A 15508-nucleotide genomic window follows, 5' to 3' on the forward strand; every position below is an offset into this window, starting at 1 on the left:
AAATGATTGAAAGATCCTTATCATTAACCCATTGATCATATGCATGTAGTGAAAAATATCTGCTGTAATAAAAATGATGGAAACGAAGGAGATTGTGATAAGAATCAGACAGACTGTTGCACGTCGATCTTTATACATCGTATAGATGACCTCCTTTACACCTACATATTCAGTGTACAAGAAGAAGATTCAAAAAAAGTTCCCAGCCATAGCCAGGAACTTTTCATCTGTATTATTCGATTTCTAATCAGCCCGCTAAATCAAGCTTTTGTGGCTGACTTTTGGTTTTTGTAAATAGATACACTGTTATAGCCAATAAACTAAATGCGAGTAAATAAACAAGCAATACACCCATATTCGCAAAAGCAGAGCCTGTATTATTTAATGAAATGAGCGCTTTAAAGCCGGCGATTGAATAAGTGAATGGTAAAAACTCACTTAATGCACGCAAGTTCTCAGGCAGCATGGCGATCGGCAAGTTCGCTCCTGTTGTTGAAAGCTGAAGAATCACAAGAGCAAATGCAATAAAACGTCCAATGTTTCCAAACGAGGCAAAGAATAAAACGATGCCCGTAAACACCAAACTCACAAAAACAGCAAATGCGATAAAACCAGCTGGGTTCTGAACTTTTACATTTAAGAAAAGCAGAACGACAGTGGAAAGAAGCAATGCCTGTACGATAGCAAGTGCCCCAAGGTTCATGAACTTGGCACCAAACCATGCAAATGCTGAAATCCCTTCAGGCTTCTTATAGTTAATGAACAGTGACATGATCAAAATTCCAACAAACAAAGCGAGTGAAAGTACATATGGTGCCGTAGAATCACGATAAAGCGGATACTTATTTACCGTTTCACTTTTCAGTTCAACTGGTGATGAGAACATGCTCAAATTTTTATCGTTAGCTGCTTTAATGGAACTTGTTTTTTCTGCTCCATCCATTAGACCTGATGATAGCTCACTGCTTCCATCATTTAACTGTCCTGCACCATCATTCAGCTTCGTAACTCCTTCAGTCAGGTCTCCCCATCCCTTTTCAACTGTTGAGTTTCCATCGCTAACCTGTGACATGCCAGAGTTAATTTTCGTTGCACCGGCAGTCAGATCACGCCAGCCTTTTTCAACAGAAGAGTTCCCCGCTGAGATTTGAGTAGCTCCTGCATTTAATTGAGTAGCACCATTCGTTAAAGTGGTCCATCCCATATTAACGGATTGATTTCCTGCTGCAATTTGAGATGTGCCTGCATGCAGCTCTCCAACCTTACCGACCATCGTGTTCCAGCCGCTTTCAACAGAAGCCGTTCCTTGTTGAAGAAGAGGGACCTTTTGGCTTAATGTGGCAACACCGTTATCTACTGACGTTTGGCCAGCCACGAGCTGATTTATCCCGTCTGCCAAAGATTTTGGATTAGGTACTTCATTGACTGTAAAGGCTGCAGCAATTTTTGCCGCTCCTTGTTGAAGATCAGCCAGCTGTTGTCCCTTAGCCGGATCAGCAGTCTCTTTAGCTAATGCTTGGCTCGTTCCATAGATCTTCATAAAAGCTTGATCATTTTGCAGTTCTGGATGCTGCTTTAAGAAAGCTTGAAGATCGGCTGATAATACTTGCAACCCTGCTCCCAATTGCTTAGATTCATCTACTACCGTATTCACTCCGGCTGAAATCGCTTGTGTTCCAGGACCTACTTCACTCTTTATCGCACCTTGAACACCTTTTAAACCCGTAAGAATTCCAGATGTACCCTGTTTTAATTCAGGGATTCGATCTCCCAGCTGCTTGGCTCCTTCTGCAAGATCGCTAATACCTGATTGTTTATCCTTTAACCCTTGCAATAACAATCCAGTACCTTCATTCGCTGCTGCAGAACCAGCAGCTAACTTGGAAATATCGCCTGATTTGGATTGAAGTGATTGCAGCAATTCATTCGTACCAGCACTCAATTTTTGTGAACCATCTGCTAGTTTACTGATATCAGGCTGTTTTGCTGCTAATGAATTTACCATTTGACCTGTACCGTTTTGAAGTTCTTTAGCACCATTTGCTAACTTTGAAATATCGGCCGCTTTATTTGTAAGCGATTCCAAAAGTTGGCTCGTTCCATCATGAAGATCAGTCATACCCGTATTTAGTTTGTCTGATCCGTCTGCTGCTTTTTGAAATCCTTCAGAAACGTCGCCAAGACTTGCAAACATATTGTTCGCATACTTCTCAGTAATCTTATCCCCAAGTTTCTCTCTTAACTTTTCCGAAGCACTTCTCGTTACTTGTGCCGCCATGAAGTTTAAGCCTTCATTTTGAATATAAGTCAATTCGAGTTTTTGCGGATTCTCTTCTAAAACCGTTGTGACTCTTTGTGAGAAGTCTTCAGGAATCTCAATAACCATGTAGTACTTCAGGCTATCAAGACCTTTTTTAGCTTCAGCCGAGCTAACAAAGTCCCATCCGAGATCCTGACCCTTCTTTAAATCTGCTACCAAATCCTGCCCTACATTGATTGGTTCTTCCCCGGACATAGCTCCCTTGTCCTTGTTTACCACCGCAACAGGCAAGTTCGACAAATTGTCGTACGGCCCCCATGTCGGTGATAGAAGAATACCACCATACACGACCGGTACGAGCAACGCTGCAATAACTGAAATCAGCACCCCTTTTTTGCTGCCAGCTTTACCATTTCAACCATAAATAAGCGAAAGACACTCATCCCTTTACCCCCGTTTATACAAAATAAGAACATTGATAAAAGTGAATAAGTATTCACTTCTACTAAAATGTATAATTCGGATAAACAAGGATAAATCCTTCTTATTAATCAGAAAATTGTAAAATATTAAAATATTTAAGGGATTTCGGCCTATATTGTATAAAATAAAAACGAACACCACAGAAGATAGTGTCCGCTTCACTAATTTTATTTAATAACAGGCTCTAATAATCCCATTTCCAGACATGTTTTAATAGATAGCTTTTTTCTTTGGATGAAAATTTCATATGAATCAACTCTTCATTCACATTCATAATTTCACCAGTTCCAAATACCCTATGTACAACGAATTGACCAGCATGCAATGCTCCTTTTCTCGAATTGCATTAGGATTGTACGGAACTCCATTTATCTTTTTTCATTCCTAACTTTTTCTCGATTACTTGAACCAACAGATTCGATGGATGAAGTTTGATCTGGAGGATTAATGATATTCCTAACGTCTGCAACAAATAGGGACTCTTCTGTCTTCTTTCCGTCACTATAACTATAAGTAAGAAGTTTCAATTGTTTCTTTGCACGGGTCATTCCTACATAAAAAAGACGAGTAGATTCCTCCATTAGTTTGCTGTCAGATTGATCTTCACTTGAAGGAATAACTCCATCTACTAAATCGATCATATATACTTTCTCGAATTCAAGACCCTTTGAGCTATGAAAAGTAGATAGCGTTACGGCATTTTGACCTTTTTTCTTTTTTGCTGTTTTTAGAACAGCTTCCAAATGCTTTAATCTTTTTGCAAAATCCTCAAGATTCTTAAGGTCTGATGCAATCTCTTCAAGCGTATTTAAAATACCAATCAAGTAATCAATACGGAACCCAAGACTCTTACTTATCTTCTCAAGTGCCTTCTCGTAACCTAATTGATCCCTTATGACACGAATAGCCAGGAGAGGCTCCATCTCTTTCATTTCTTTAAATGTTTTTTTACTTGATTCCAAAAGTTTGACCTGGTATTCCTGTAATTTTACATGTTTCAGTAAATTATCAAATACAGAATCGCTGTTATTCAATTGTTTTAAAGCACTCATCTGCTGCTTACTAATATAACCGTTAAATTTTAAATGAATTTTTTCTAAAATATCTGGCCTCTTATCTGTAAAAGCCATCCGCATAAAATTCAATATATCTTGAACGACCCAGTGTGAAAAAAAGCGATTGTCAGCATCCTTCATATAAAAGGAATTCCTGCACGATCAAAATCATTCATTAATCCAATAGATGAGGAATTGTTACGGTATAAAATGGCTACTTCCATTAGTTGACCTTCATCTTTAAGTTCCTTTACCAAGTATTTAGATTGTTCCTTAAAATTGATAAGATTCCTTATTTCAATAGGCTCAAACGGTGGATTCTCTGTAAACATATTCTTTTCGTATCTATTTTTATTTCGTTTAATCAACTGGTTAGAAACATTCACGATGTCCTGAGTTGAGCGATAGTTCTGCTCCATAAAAAGTATAACCACTTCTGGATACACCTTCTTAAATTCAAGTAAATAAGAAGGCTCAGCACCTCTCCAGCTATAGATCGATTGATCATCATCGGCCACAACACATATATTTTTATGGATAGAAACCAATTTTTCTATAATCGAATGCTGGACTAGTGAAGTATCCTGACTTTCATCCGTTAAAACATAATCGTATCTTTGCTGATACAGAATCAGCAAGTTTTGATTGTTTTCTAGTACCTCATTACCAATTGTAAGCATATCATCAAAATCCAATAAAATTTGATTTTGATCCAAACGTTTAAATTCTTCGTATTCCATAATAATTTGTTCCGCTTTCGGTACATCACATGATACGGTGGACCACTGTTCTCTAGGTAGCATTTTATTTTTAATGTAACTGATATAGGTTGCAAGCTCCTCCATTTGGTCCTCAGTTATGTTCTCACCTACTATTGACTTAAATAAATTTCTCAATATAAGCTTCTTATTTAACGGAACGTTTTCAACGGACGCTGCATTCTCACCTAACTCTTGCTCCCCTTCAATAATTCGAAAAGATGTCCCCGTCCCTCTGTAATAATTCCTAACTACTTCAAAGGCAAAGCTATGTATAGTAGAAAAATCGACAGGCGGAAGATCAGGATAAAATCTCATGAACCGTGCTTTCATATCATTTGCTGAGGCTTTACTAAATGTAACAGCCTTTATACGAGATGGATTTATACCTTTTTGCTTAATTAAATAACCGATCCGCATGATGATCGTGGTTGTTTTCCCTGACCCTGGTGATGCGAGCAATAGAAGAGGTCCTTCAGTCTGCAGAACCGCTTTTTTTGAACATCATTTAAAGCGATGCCTAAATCCTTTTTCATTTTAATGAAGAAATCTTCCATTATTCAGTACCCCCTTTGATGAAAATGAATCTTGTTATCTTCTATTAGTGTACAATATTTGCCTTTAAGCAAAATAACATCAAAATAAAAAAACTCCCCACAAACGTGAGAAGTTTTAAGTTTAAATGTTAAGTTAAGTAAAATGGTACCGGTGGTCGGGGTCGAACCGACACTCCAGAAGGAACACGATTTTGAGTCGTGCGCGTCTGCCAATTCCGCCACACCGGCATGTAAATCTTTTGAATTGGAATGGAGGCGGCACCCGGATTCGAACCGGGGGATAAGGGTTTTGCAGACCCGTGCCTTACCACTTGGCTATGCCGCCAGAATATAAAAAATGGAGCGGAAGACGGGATTCGAACCCGCGACCCCAACCTTGGCAAGGTTGTATTCTACCACTGAACTACTTCCGCAAGCATTTAATTAACTTATAATATGTTGTTAAAATCATCATATGTCATAAAAATAAAAATGGCTGGGCTAGCTGGATTCGAACCAACGCATGACGGAGTCAAAGTCCGTTGCCTTACCGCTTGGCTATAGCCCAATAGTTAAATGGGGCGGACGAGGGGAATCGAACCCCCGAATGTCGGAACCACAATCCGATGCGTTAACCACTTCGCCACGACCGCCACAGTATTAAAATTTGGCAGGGGCAGTAGGAATCGAACCCACACCAAAGGTTTTGGAGACCTTCGTTCTACCTTTAAACTATGCCCCTATAAGGAAAATAAGATGGTGGAGGGGGACGGATTCGAACCGCCGAACCCGGAGGGAGCGGATTTACAGTCCGCCGCGTTTAGCCACTTCGCTACCCCTCCACAAATGAAGACAGGTTTTATTATAAAACATAAACACCCTGTATTTCAATAAGTTTTTTATTCCATTTAAGGAAGAAAAAACTGGTGCCGGCTAGAGGACTTGAACCCCCAACCTACTGATTACAAGTCAGTTGCTCTACCAATTGAGCTAAACCGGCAAAAAAATGGTGGCTCGAGACGGAATCGAACCGCCGACACGAGGATTTTCAGTCCTCTGCTCTACCGACTGAGCTATCGAGCCAAGAATTAAATTCTTGGTGTTGTATAACCACCGTTTAAATAAAAATGGCGGACCCGACCGGGGTCGAACCGGCGATCTCCTGCGTGACAGGCAGGCATGTTAACCACTACACCACGAGTCCAATATTGGTTGCGGGGACAGGATTTGAACCTGCGACCTTCGGGTTATGAGCCCGACGAGCTACCAGACTGCTCCACCCCGCGATGATATAAATATGATATAAAAGTTTATGGTGGAGGATGACGGGTTCGAACCGCCGACCCCCTGCTTGTAAGGCAGGTGCTCTCCCAGCTGAGCTAATCCTCCATATTTTAAGTTGGTTATGTATAAAAGTGGTGACCCGTACGGGATTCGAACCCGTGTTACCGCCGTGAAAGGGCGGTGTCTTAACCGCTTGACCAACGGGCCATAGTTTGAGCTAGAGAGTATGTATCTGGCGGAGAGCAAGGGATTCGAACCCTTGATACGGGGTTGACCGTATACACGATTTCCAATCGTGCTCCTTCGACCTCTCGGACAGCTCTCCAATATGGCTCCACAGGTAGGACTCGAACCTACGACCGATCGGTTAACAGCCGATAGCTCTACCACTGAGCTACTGTGGAATATGTATGGCTCAGCGACGTCCTACTCTAACAGGGGAGACCCCCAACTACCATCGGCGCTGAAGAGCTTAACTTCCGTGTTCGGTATGGGAACGGGTGTGACCTCTTCGCCATCATCACTGAACCAATTATATTGAGAGTATGTTCTCTCAAAACTAGATACGACGTTTCCAAACGTTATGCTTTTTAAGGATAAGCCCTCGACCGATTAGTATCTGTCAGCTCCACGTGTCACCACGCTTCCACACCAGACCTATCAACCTCATCATCTCTAAGGGGTCTTACTCACTTAACGTGATGGGAAATCTCATCTTGAGGGGGCTTCATGCTTAGATGCTTTCAGCACTTATCCCGTCCACACGTAGCTACCCAGCTATGCCCCTGGCGGAACAACTGGTACACCAGCGGTGTGTCCATCCCGGTCCTCTCGTACTAAGGACAGCTCCTCTCAAATTTCCTGCGCCCGCGACGGATAGGGACCGAACTGTCTCACGACGTTCTGAACCCAGCTCGCGTACCGCTTTAATGGGCGAACAGCCCAACCCTTGGGACCTACTTCAGCCCCAGGATGCGATGAGCCGACATCGAGGTGCCAAACCTCCCCGTCGATGTGGACTCTTGGGGGAGATAAGCCTGTTATCCCCAGGGTAGCTTTTATCCGTTGAGCGATGGCCCTTCCATGCGGAACCACCGGATCACTAAGCCCGACTTTCGTCCCTGCTCGACTTGTAGGTCTCGCAGTCAAGCTCCCTTGTGCCTTTACACTCTGCGAATGATTTCCAACCATTCTGAGGGAACCTTTGGGCGCCTCCGTTACTGTTTAGGAGGCGACCGCCCCAGTCAAACTGCCCGCCTGACACTGTCTCCGAACCGGATCACGGTTCAAGGTTAGAATTTCAATACAGCCAGGGTAGTATCCCACCGACGCCTCCACCGAAGCTGGCGCTCCGGCTTCTCAGGCTCCTACCTATCCTGTACAAGCTGTACCAAAATCCAATATCAAGCTGCAGTAAAGCTCCATGGGGTCTTTCCGTCCTGTCGCGGGTAACCTGCATCTTCACAGGTACTATAATTTCACCGGGTCTCTCGTTGAGACAGTATCCAAGTCGTTACACCTTTCGTGCGGGTCGGAACTTACCCGACAAGGAATTTCGCTACCTTAGGACCGTTATAGTTACGGCCGCCGTTTACTGGGGCTTCAATTCAGAGCTTCTCCCGTAAGGGATAACCCCTCCTCTTAACCTTCCAGCACCGGGCAGGTGTCAGCCCCTATACTTCACCTTGCGGTTTCGCAGAGACCTGTGTTTTTGCTAAACAGTCGCTTGGATCTATTCACTGCGGCTCTCTCGGGCGACAAACCCTATCAGAGCACCCCTTCTCCCGAAGTTACGGGGTCATTTTGCCGAGTTCCTTAACGAGAGTTCTCCCGATCATCTTAGGATTCTCTCCTCGCCTACCTGTGTCGGTTTGCGGTACGGGCACCTCTTTCCTCACTAGAGGCTTTTCTTGGCAGTGTAGGATCAGGGACTTCGGTACTAAAATTTCCCTCGCCATCACAGCTCAGCCTTCACGTTGGGCGGATTTGCCTACCCAACAGCCTAACTGCTTAGACGCACTATTCCATCAGTGCGCTCACCCTACCTTACTGCGTCCCCCCATTGTTCAAACGGAAAGGAGGTGGTACAGGAATATCAACCTGTTATCCATCGCCTACGCTTTTCAGCCTCGGCTTAGGCCCCGACTAACCCTGAGCGGACGAGCCTTCCTCAGGAAACCTTAGGCTTTCGATGGACAAGATTCTCACTTGTCTTTCGCTACTCATACCGGCATTCTCACTTCAAAGCGCTCCACCAGTCCTTCCGGTCTGACTTCGCTGCACTTCGAACGCTCCCCTACCCCTGTACCATACGGTACAAGCCATAGCTTCGGTGATACGTTTAGCCCCGTTACATTTTCGGCGCAGAGTCACTCGACCAGTGAGCTATTACGCACTCTTTAAATGGTGGCTGCTTCTAAGCCAACATCCTGGTTGTCTGGGCAACTCCACATCCTTTGCCACTTAACGTATACTTTGGGACCTTAGCTGATGGTCTGGGCTGTTTCCCTTTTGACTACGGATCTTATCACTCGCAGTCTGACTCCCGCGGATAATTCTCTGGCATTCGGAGTTTGACTGAATTCGGTAACCCTGTGGGGGCCCCTAGTCCAATCAGTGCTCTACCTCCAGGAATCTTGCCGCGAGGCTAGCCCTAAAGCTATTTCGGGGAGAACCAGCTATCTCCGTGTTCGATTGGCATTTCACCCCTACCCACACCTCATCCCCGCACTTTTCAACGTGCGTGGGTTCGGGCCTCCATTCAGTGTTACCTGAACTTCACCCTGGACATGGGTAGATCACACGGTTTCGGGTCTACGACCACGTACTATGTCGCCCTATTCAGACTCGCTTTCGCTGCGGCTCCGTCTTATCAACTTAACCTTGCACGGGATCGTAACTCGCCGGTTCATTCTACAAAAGGCACGCCGTCACCCGTTAATGGGCTCCGACTACTTGTAGGCACACGGTTTCAGGATCTATTTCACTCCCCTTCCGGGGTGCTTTTCACCTTTCCCTCACGGTACTGGTTCACTATCGGTCACTAGGGAGTATTTAGCCTTGGGAGATGGTCCTCCCGGATTCCGACGGGGTTTCACGTGTCCCGCCGTACTCAGGATCCACTCAGGAGAGAACGAAGTTTCAGCTACAGGGCTGTTACCTTCTTTGGCTGGCCTTTCCAGACCGCTTCACCTACTTCGTTCCTTTGTAACTCCATGTAGAGTGTCCTACAACCCCAGAGGGCAAGCCCTCTGGTTTGGGCTGATTCCGTTTCGCTCGCCGCTACTCAGGAAATCGCATTTGCTTTCTCTTCCTCCGGGTACTTAGATGTTTCAGTTCCCCGGGTCTGCCTTCTCATACCCTATGTATTCAGATATGGATACCATCCCATTACGGATGGTGGGTTCCCCCATTCGGAAATCCCCGGATCAATGCTTACTTACAGCTCCCCGAGGCATATCGGTGTTCGTCCCGTCCTTCTTCGGCTCCTAGTGCCAAGGCATCCACCGTGCGCCCTTTCTAGCTTAACCTTATATGATGTTTACACATCAAAGATTCTTGCTTGGCGCAGATTGTTAAATCTGCCTTGCATATTGTTTGGATGTCGATATCTAGTTTTCAAAGAACATCTTGAAAGAACATAAGTTCCTTCAAAACTGAACAAAAGAAGAATAGGTGTACTTACGAAACAGTCGAAGCTGTTTCATAATCTCCATAGAAAGGAGGTGATCCAGCCGCACCTTCCGATACGGCTACCTTGTTACGACTTCACCCCAATCATCTGTCCCACCTTCGGCGGCTGGCTCCCAAAAGGGTTACCCCACCGACTTCGGGTGTTACAAACTCTCGTGGTGTGACGGGCGGTGTGTACAAGGCCCGGGAACGTATTCACCGCGGCATGCTGATCCGCGATTACTAGCAATTCCGGCTTCATGTAGGCGAGTTGCAGCCTACAATCCGAACTGAGAATGACTTTTTGGGATTGGCTTGGCCTCGCGGCTTCGCAACCCTTTGTATCATCCATTGTAGCACGTGTGTAGCCCAGGTCATAAGGGGCATGATGATTTGACGTCATCCCCACCTTCCTCCGGTTTGTCACCGGCAGTCACCTTAGAGTGCCCAACTGAATGCTGGCAACTAAGGTCAAGGGTTGCGCTCGTTGCGGGACTTAACCCAACATCTCACGACACGAGCTGACGACAACCATGCACCACCTGTCACTTTGTCCCCCGAAGGGGAAAGCTCTATCTCTAGAGTGGTCAAAGGATGTCAAGACCTGGTAAGGTTCTTCGCGTTGCTTCGAATTAAACCACATGCTCCACTGCTTGTGCGGGCCCCCGTCAATTCCTTTGAGTTTCAACCTTGCGGTCGTACTCCCCAGGCGGAGTGCTTAATGTGTTAACTTCAGCACTGAGGGTGGAACCCCCCAACACCTAGCACTCATCGTTTACGGCGTGGACTACCAGGGTATCTAATCCTGTTTGCTCCCCACGCTTTCGCGCCTCAGCGTCAGTTACAGGCCAAAAAGCCGCCTTCGCCACTGGTGTTCCTCCACATCTCTACGCATTTCACCGCTACACGTGGAATTCCACTTTTCTCTCCTGCACTCAAGTCTCCCAGTTTCCAATGACCCTCCACGGTTGAGCCGTGGGCTTTCACATCAGACTTAAGAGACCGCCTGCGCGCGCTTTACGCCCAATAATTCCGGATAACGCTTGCCACCTACGTATTACCGCGGCTGCTGGCACGTAGTTAGCCGTGGCTTTCTGGTTAGGTACCGTCAAGGTACGAGCAGTTACTCTCGTACTTGTTCTTCTCTAACAACAGAGCTTTACGACCCGAAGGCCTTCATCGCTCACGCGGCGTTGCTCGGTCAGGCTTTCGCCCATTGCCGAAGATTCCCTACTGCTGCCTCCCGTAGGAGTCTGGGCCGTGTCTCAGTCCCAGTGTGGCCGATCACCCTCTCAGGTCGGCTACGCATCGTCGCCTTGGTGAGCCGTTACCTCACCAACTAGCTAATGCGCCGCGGGCTCATCTGTAAGTGTCAGCCGAAACCGACTTTCAAAAAAGAAACATGCGTTTCTTCTTATTATCCGGTATTAGCCCCGGTTTCCCGGAGTTATCCCCGTCTTACAGGCAGATTACCCACGTGTTACTCACCCGTCCGCCGCTAAATCAGAAGAGCAAGCTCCTCTTCATTCGCTCGACTTGCATGTATTAGGCACGCCGCCAGCGTTCATCCTGAGCCAGGATCAAACTCTCCATAAAAGTGTTTGTCTTGCTCGATTTTAAAACTGACGGAATTAATTTAATTCCTTACCTATTTCTTTTGTTCAGTTTTCAAAGAACTGTGTGTTTCGTGCGTCGCTCGTTTTGGCGACTTTATTAGGATAACATCTTAAAAAGATGATGTCAACCTGTTTTTTTATCGTGTTTCCCGTCTGCAACATTGTTTCTGTGTGTCGCAGCGACAAGAAATAATATAGCACGATATGGATAAACAGGTCAACACCTTTTTATAAAAAAGTTTATTCTTTTATTGAGTAGTAGCGATGGTACAGGTTCTTGCTCTTTGTTTCCCGCTTAATAGCCTTTATATAACCCTTGTCTTTTAAGTGAGTCAGAATCATAGGAAGATCTATCGCATAGTCTTGAACCTCATCATGTTCCATAAGTTCATGATAGGCCCACTCATCTTTTTGTTTAATAACACCTAACAAGTGGTGCCCACCTAATTTGGTTTTAGAAGAGAGTGAGAACTCAGATGCTAGTAATAGAAGTTCAATTCGTTTATCAATCGATTCTTCTCCTGTAACGAGTTCTTCATATAACTTGAAGATTTCCGGTTGAATCATCTTCACCTGATTCCAGACCGTAACTTCGGGATAGTAGCCATGTTCAATAACAGATAAACGCGCTAGATGATGAAGAGCATGCATGATATTGTTAAACGCATCTAAATAATGACCAGAGTGAAATAGTTCTTTCCCATCATTATAACGTCGAAGCAGTTTTGCAAACTCAAGACCAATCTTATGTGTTCTTTCTTCTGCTGGAAACTCGTGCAGCCTGTCTCGCAGTCTTGTTATGTATTCGTTACGGTTAAATAGAACTTTGCCGTTCATTACCCAGTCTACAGCTCTTTTGTTCGTTCCTAGCATCAGCCAAGAATTAAGAAGGTCTTCTGTTACAACATGCAGAGCAGCCGATCCTGAATCGAATTCATAGTGTTTAATCATCAAAGGTTGATCTGATTCTTTTACTATTATTAGAAGAATGCAGTCAAAGTGATCGGTTCCAGGGCTGAATGGTTTGTTTTTTTCAACAAAAAGAACACCAAGTGTGTTTTCGTGGCTTGCTCTCTCTTGATATAGCGGGCGTAAAATATCTTCCATGAAGGTCATCTCCCATTTTAACAAAATCCTGTTTGTTATCTTTCAACACCAAATAAAGAAATCCTTTTTCTTTTCTAGAGAGTTCATATGTTATACTAATGAACGGAGGAGGGACAGGTATGATAAAGTATACGAGTAAAATTAATAAAATACGTACGTTTGCCTTAAGCCTTGTGTTTATAGGTATTATCATCATGTATGCAGGCCTGTTTTTCAAGACAAGTTTTGTCGTTATGTCAATTTTTATGGTGGTTGGGTTTATCGCAACAATCGCCAGCGCTGGTGTTTACTTCTGGATCGGGATGATCTCTACTCAAGCTGTACAGGTCGTTTGTCCGAACTGTGGTAAGGTTACAAAAGTGTTAGGTCGTGTAGATGCTTGCATGTCTTGCAACCAGCCGCTTACGATGGATAAAAGTCTTGAAGGCGAAGATTTTGATGAAAAATATAATTCTAAACGCCAAATGCGTAAAGAAAATAGATAAAGCTGACTTACCGTAATGGCAGTCAGCTTTTTTTATTATTAATTAATGTTTTCTTTTGCAATCCGGGCATACTCCGTAAATTTCCATACGATGACGTCCTACATCGAAGCCCGTTACAGACTCTGCGAGACTTTCAACCTCGTCTAGACCAGGATAATGAAAATCCACAATCTTTCCGCATGAATCACAGATGATATGGTAGTGATCTGTTGTCACACAATCAAATCGACTTGATGAGTCTCCGTAAGTCAGTTCTTTTACAAGACCTGCCTCTTTAAAAACTCTAAGGTTGTTGTAGACTGTTGCTACACTCATATTTGGAAATTTCCCTTCCAGCGCCTTGTAGATCTCATCAGCTGTTGGATGGGACATGGATTGGATAAGATGCTCTAAGATAGCATGACGCTGAGGCGTAATACGTACACCTGCTGATTTTAAGTTGTCAATTGCAGCATTGATTTTTGCGCTAGACATCGTCATGCACCCCATTTCTTTAAGAATTCTTACTTTATAATCGTTATAATTAGTCTACTGCTACCTACAAGTTTTGTCAATTGAAGTGCAGCAAATCGAAAACTATTTTAAGAATGATCTTCATGCAGGACAGGCTCGCTTACTTTCACTTGTTCGTTAACATAACGTGCTGCTATAAACAAAAAGTCAGATAGTCTGTTTAAATAAGACATTACTAATGGATTAACGCCTTCTATTCCAACAGCAATCCGCTCAGCACGTCTCGCAATCGTACGAGCTGTATGAAAAGCACTGGCTGATGGTGAGCCTCCAGGAAGAATGAATTGTTTAAGAGGTTTAAGTCCCTCTTGCCATGTGTCGATGGTTTCTTCAAGAAAACGAATATCCTCTTCTTTCAACTTCCACGCCACTTCTTTACCAGCAGGTGTCGCCAGTTCGGCACCGACATGGAACAGAACAGTTTGGACTTTTTGCATAATTACCGTTGCTTTTTCTGCCCAATCTTCTTTAGGCAGCAGGCTGACTCCGAAGCCGATCATGCTGTTGGCTTCATCACACGTTCCATAAGCATCTACACGTACATCATTTTTAGAAACGCGTTCACCAAAAATTAATGAAGTCGTTCCTTTATCTCCAGTTTTTGTGTATATTTTCATTTTAATACCCCCGGTCATAAGGAATGATATTAACCATCTCTTCCCGCTTATCATTTCTATATAATGTTAGATTATCACAAAAGATCTCAATGGCTCTTTCCTGGTAAAGAGGTGAGATCCCCGATAGGTGTGGAGTAACCGTTACGTTCTCCATATCCCATAGTGGACTTTCTTCTGCTAATGGTTCTTTTTCAAACACATCGAGTACAGCATGTCTAATCTTTTTCTCTCGCAGTGCTTGAATTAGCTCTTCCTCATTTACGGTCTTCCCTCTGCCGATGTTGATGAATACCGCGCTCTCTTTCATGAGTGAAAATGCTTCCTCTCCGACAAATTGATGAGTTTGTTGTGTCGATGGGAGAACGTTTACGATAAAATCACTTTCTTCATACAGCCTACTGATTCCTTCTTTATCCACGATTGAGTTGCAATGTTCAGCAGGATGCCCGCTTCTATTAAATCCTATTGTTCTCATATTGAATGCTTTGGCCAGCCTCGCTATTTCACAGCCGATTGCGCCAGTACCGAGTATACCGAGAGTCTTTCCAGAAATCTCAGTCATCGGAACTTTCCGATCCCATGTGTGCTGCTTTTGATTTTCTAAAAGCAGACTCGCCTTACGTGACACTTGAAGCATCATCGAAATCGTATATTCTGCCATCGGTGTCCTATGTATACCTCGCGCATTCGTAATGAGAACATCTTGTTTTTCTAGTGCTTCAAAAGGCATCTTATCAAGACCTGCAGAAATGACCATGATCCATCTAAGGACTTTTGCCTCAGCAACCAATTCATCTGTCAAATCTTCTCCATACGATAGTAAGATTTCTGCTTTTTCAAGATATACCTTAGCTTCTTTCATGTTGTTGTAAAAACGGAACTCCTCTTCAGGGAAACGCTTCTTTATCTCGTCTTTTATCTCTTCTCTTAATCTTGCACTTGAAAGAATCATGAGAAACACCTTCTTTTACATGGAATAGAAAAAGCGGGAACGTGTTCCCCGCTTTTTTAGTTGTTGCTGTTTATTTAGGCTGTTTTCGTAAGCTTTGTTGCTCTTGAAAGTGGTTGATCTCCGTTTCAGGACGCTCGCTTTTCGCGGGGCGTGCGGTGAGCCTCCTGCCG

6 protein-coding genes, 15 tRNA genes, 3 rRNA genes and 1 pseudogene are annotated in these 15508 nt (G+C 44.1%); 1 reads left to right on the top strand and 24 read right to left on the bottom strand.

Annotation, left to right across the window (positions count from 1 at the left end; translation table 11 throughout):
• Positions 1-247: 247 nt before the first annotated feature.
• The 21 genes and pseudogenes from ACEWFH_RS20405 to ACEWFH_RS20505 all read right to left on the bottom strand — a co-directional run bounded on the left by ACEWFH_RS20405 (position 248) and on the right by ACEWFH_RS20505 (position 12771).
• A complete protein-coding gene (locus tag ACEWFH_RS20405) occupies positions 248-2647 on the bottom strand; it encodes a YhgE/Pip family protein (RefSeq protein WP_473725464.1) in 2400 nt (799 codons plus the stop codon).
• A gap of 263 nt (positions 2648-2910) precedes the next feature.
• A pseudogene (locus ACEWFH_RS20410) lies at positions 2911-5113 on the bottom strand (ATP-dependent helicase).
• Positions 5114-5256: 143 nt separating this feature from the next.
• Positions 5257-5341 (bottom strand) — tRNA-Leu (locus ACEWFH_RS20415).
• A gap of 22 nt (positions 5342-5363) precedes the next feature.
• Positions 5364-5438: transfer RNA gene (locus ACEWFH_RS20420), tRNA-Cys, on the bottom strand.
• Between the two features lie 13 nt (positions 5439-5451).
• Positions 5452-5526: transfer RNA gene (locus tag ACEWFH_RS20425), tRNA-Gly, on the bottom strand.
• 59 nt (positions 5527-5585) lie between these two features.
• Positions 5586-5660, bottom strand: a tRNA-Gln gene (locus tag ACEWFH_RS20430).
• Positions 5661-5669: 9 nt separating this feature from the next.
• A tRNA-His gene (locus ACEWFH_RS20435) sits at positions 5670-5745 on the bottom strand.
• A 15-nt stretch (positions 5746-5760) separates the two neighbouring features.
• Positions 5761-5834, bottom strand: a tRNA-Trp gene (locus tag ACEWFH_RS20440).
• A gap of 15 nt (positions 5835-5849) precedes the next feature.
• Positions 5850-5934 (bottom strand) — tRNA-Tyr (locus ACEWFH_RS20445).
• An 82-nt stretch (positions 5935-6016) separates the two neighbouring features.
• Positions 6017-6092 (bottom strand) — tRNA-Thr (locus tag ACEWFH_RS20450).
• A gap of 7 nt (positions 6093-6099) precedes the next feature.
• A tRNA-Phe gene (locus ACEWFH_RS20455) sits at positions 6100-6175 on the bottom strand.
• 45 nt (positions 6176-6220) lie between these two features.
• Positions 6221-6296 (bottom strand) — tRNA-Asp (locus tag ACEWFH_RS20460).
• Between the two features lie 5 nt (positions 6297-6301).
• Positions 6302-6378, bottom strand: a tRNA-Met gene (locus ACEWFH_RS20465).
• Between the two features lie 27 nt (positions 6379-6405).
• Positions 6406-6481 (bottom strand) — tRNA-Val (locus tag ACEWFH_RS20470).
• Positions 6482-6508: 27 nt separating this feature from the next.
• Positions 6509-6583: transfer RNA gene (locus ACEWFH_RS20475), tRNA-Glu, on the bottom strand.
• A gap of 26 nt (positions 6584-6609) precedes the next feature.
• Positions 6610-6701 (bottom strand) — tRNA-Ser (locus ACEWFH_RS20480).
• Positions 6702-6705: 4 nt separating this feature from the next.
• Positions 6706-6780, bottom strand: a tRNA-Asn gene (locus ACEWFH_RS20485).
• Positions 6781-6789: 9 nt separating this feature from the next.
• A 5S ribosomal RNA gene (gene rrf / locus ACEWFH_RS20490) occupies positions 6790-6904 on the bottom strand.
• A 64-nt stretch (positions 6905-6968) separates the two neighbouring features.
• Positions 6969-9906: ribosomal RNA gene (locus tag ACEWFH_RS20495) — 23S ribosomal RNA — on the bottom strand.
• Positions 9907-10094: 188 nt separating this feature from the next.
• Positions 10095-11644: ribosomal RNA gene (locus ACEWFH_RS20500) — 16S ribosomal RNA — on the bottom strand.
• The 16S, 23S and 5S rRNA genes sit together here with 15 tRNA genes alongside, the layout of an rRNA operon.
• A 260-nt stretch (positions 11645-11904) precedes the next feature.
• On the bottom strand, positions 11905-12771 hold the full coding sequence (locus ACEWFH_RS20505) for a nucleotidyltransferase-like protein (RefSeq protein ID WP_473725465.1): 867 nt from the start codon (positions 12769-12771) through the stop codon (positions 11905-11907).
• 119 nt (positions 12772-12890) lie between these two features.
• On the opposite strand from ACEWFH_RS20505, the gene ACEWFH_RS20510 reads away from it, so the two are divergent.
• Positions 12891-13256 carry a YgzB family protein gene (locus ACEWFH_RS20510; RefSeq protein ID WP_289497062.1) on the top strand — a complete coding sequence of 122 codons (366 nt, stop codon included), beginning with the start codon at positions 12891-12893 and terminating at the stop codon, positions 13254-13256.
• A gap of 42 nt (positions 13257-13298) precedes the next feature.
• Here the strand turns inward: ACEWFH_RS20510 and perR are convergent, their stop codons facing one another.
• From perR to ACEWFH_RS20525, 3 genes are all read right to left on the bottom strand, one after another.
• Positions 13299-13730: a peroxide-responsive transcriptional repressor PerR gene (gene perR / locus ACEWFH_RS20515; protein ID WP_156488497.1), complete on the bottom strand. Its 432-nt coding sequence runs from the start codon at positions 13728-13730 to the stop codon at positions 13299-13301.
• Between the two features lie 107 nt (positions 13731-13837).
• Positions 13838-14386 (bottom strand): cob(I)yrinic acid a,c-diamide adenosyltransferase, encoded by a 549-nt coding sequence (locus ACEWFH_RS20520; RefSeq protein ID WP_473725466.1) that lies wholly within the window; start codon positions 14384-14386, stop codon positions 13838-13840.
• A 1-nt stretch (position 14387) separates the two neighbouring features.
• Positions 14388-15338 (bottom strand): D-2-hydroxyacid dehydrogenase, encoded by a 951-nt coding sequence (locus tag ACEWFH_RS20525; RefSeq protein WP_473725467.1) that lies wholly within the window; start codon positions 15336-15338, stop codon positions 14388-14390.
• Positions 15339-15508 lie beyond the last annotated feature (170 nt).

Source organism: Fictibacillus sp. EA-CB0309, assembly GCF_055814265.1.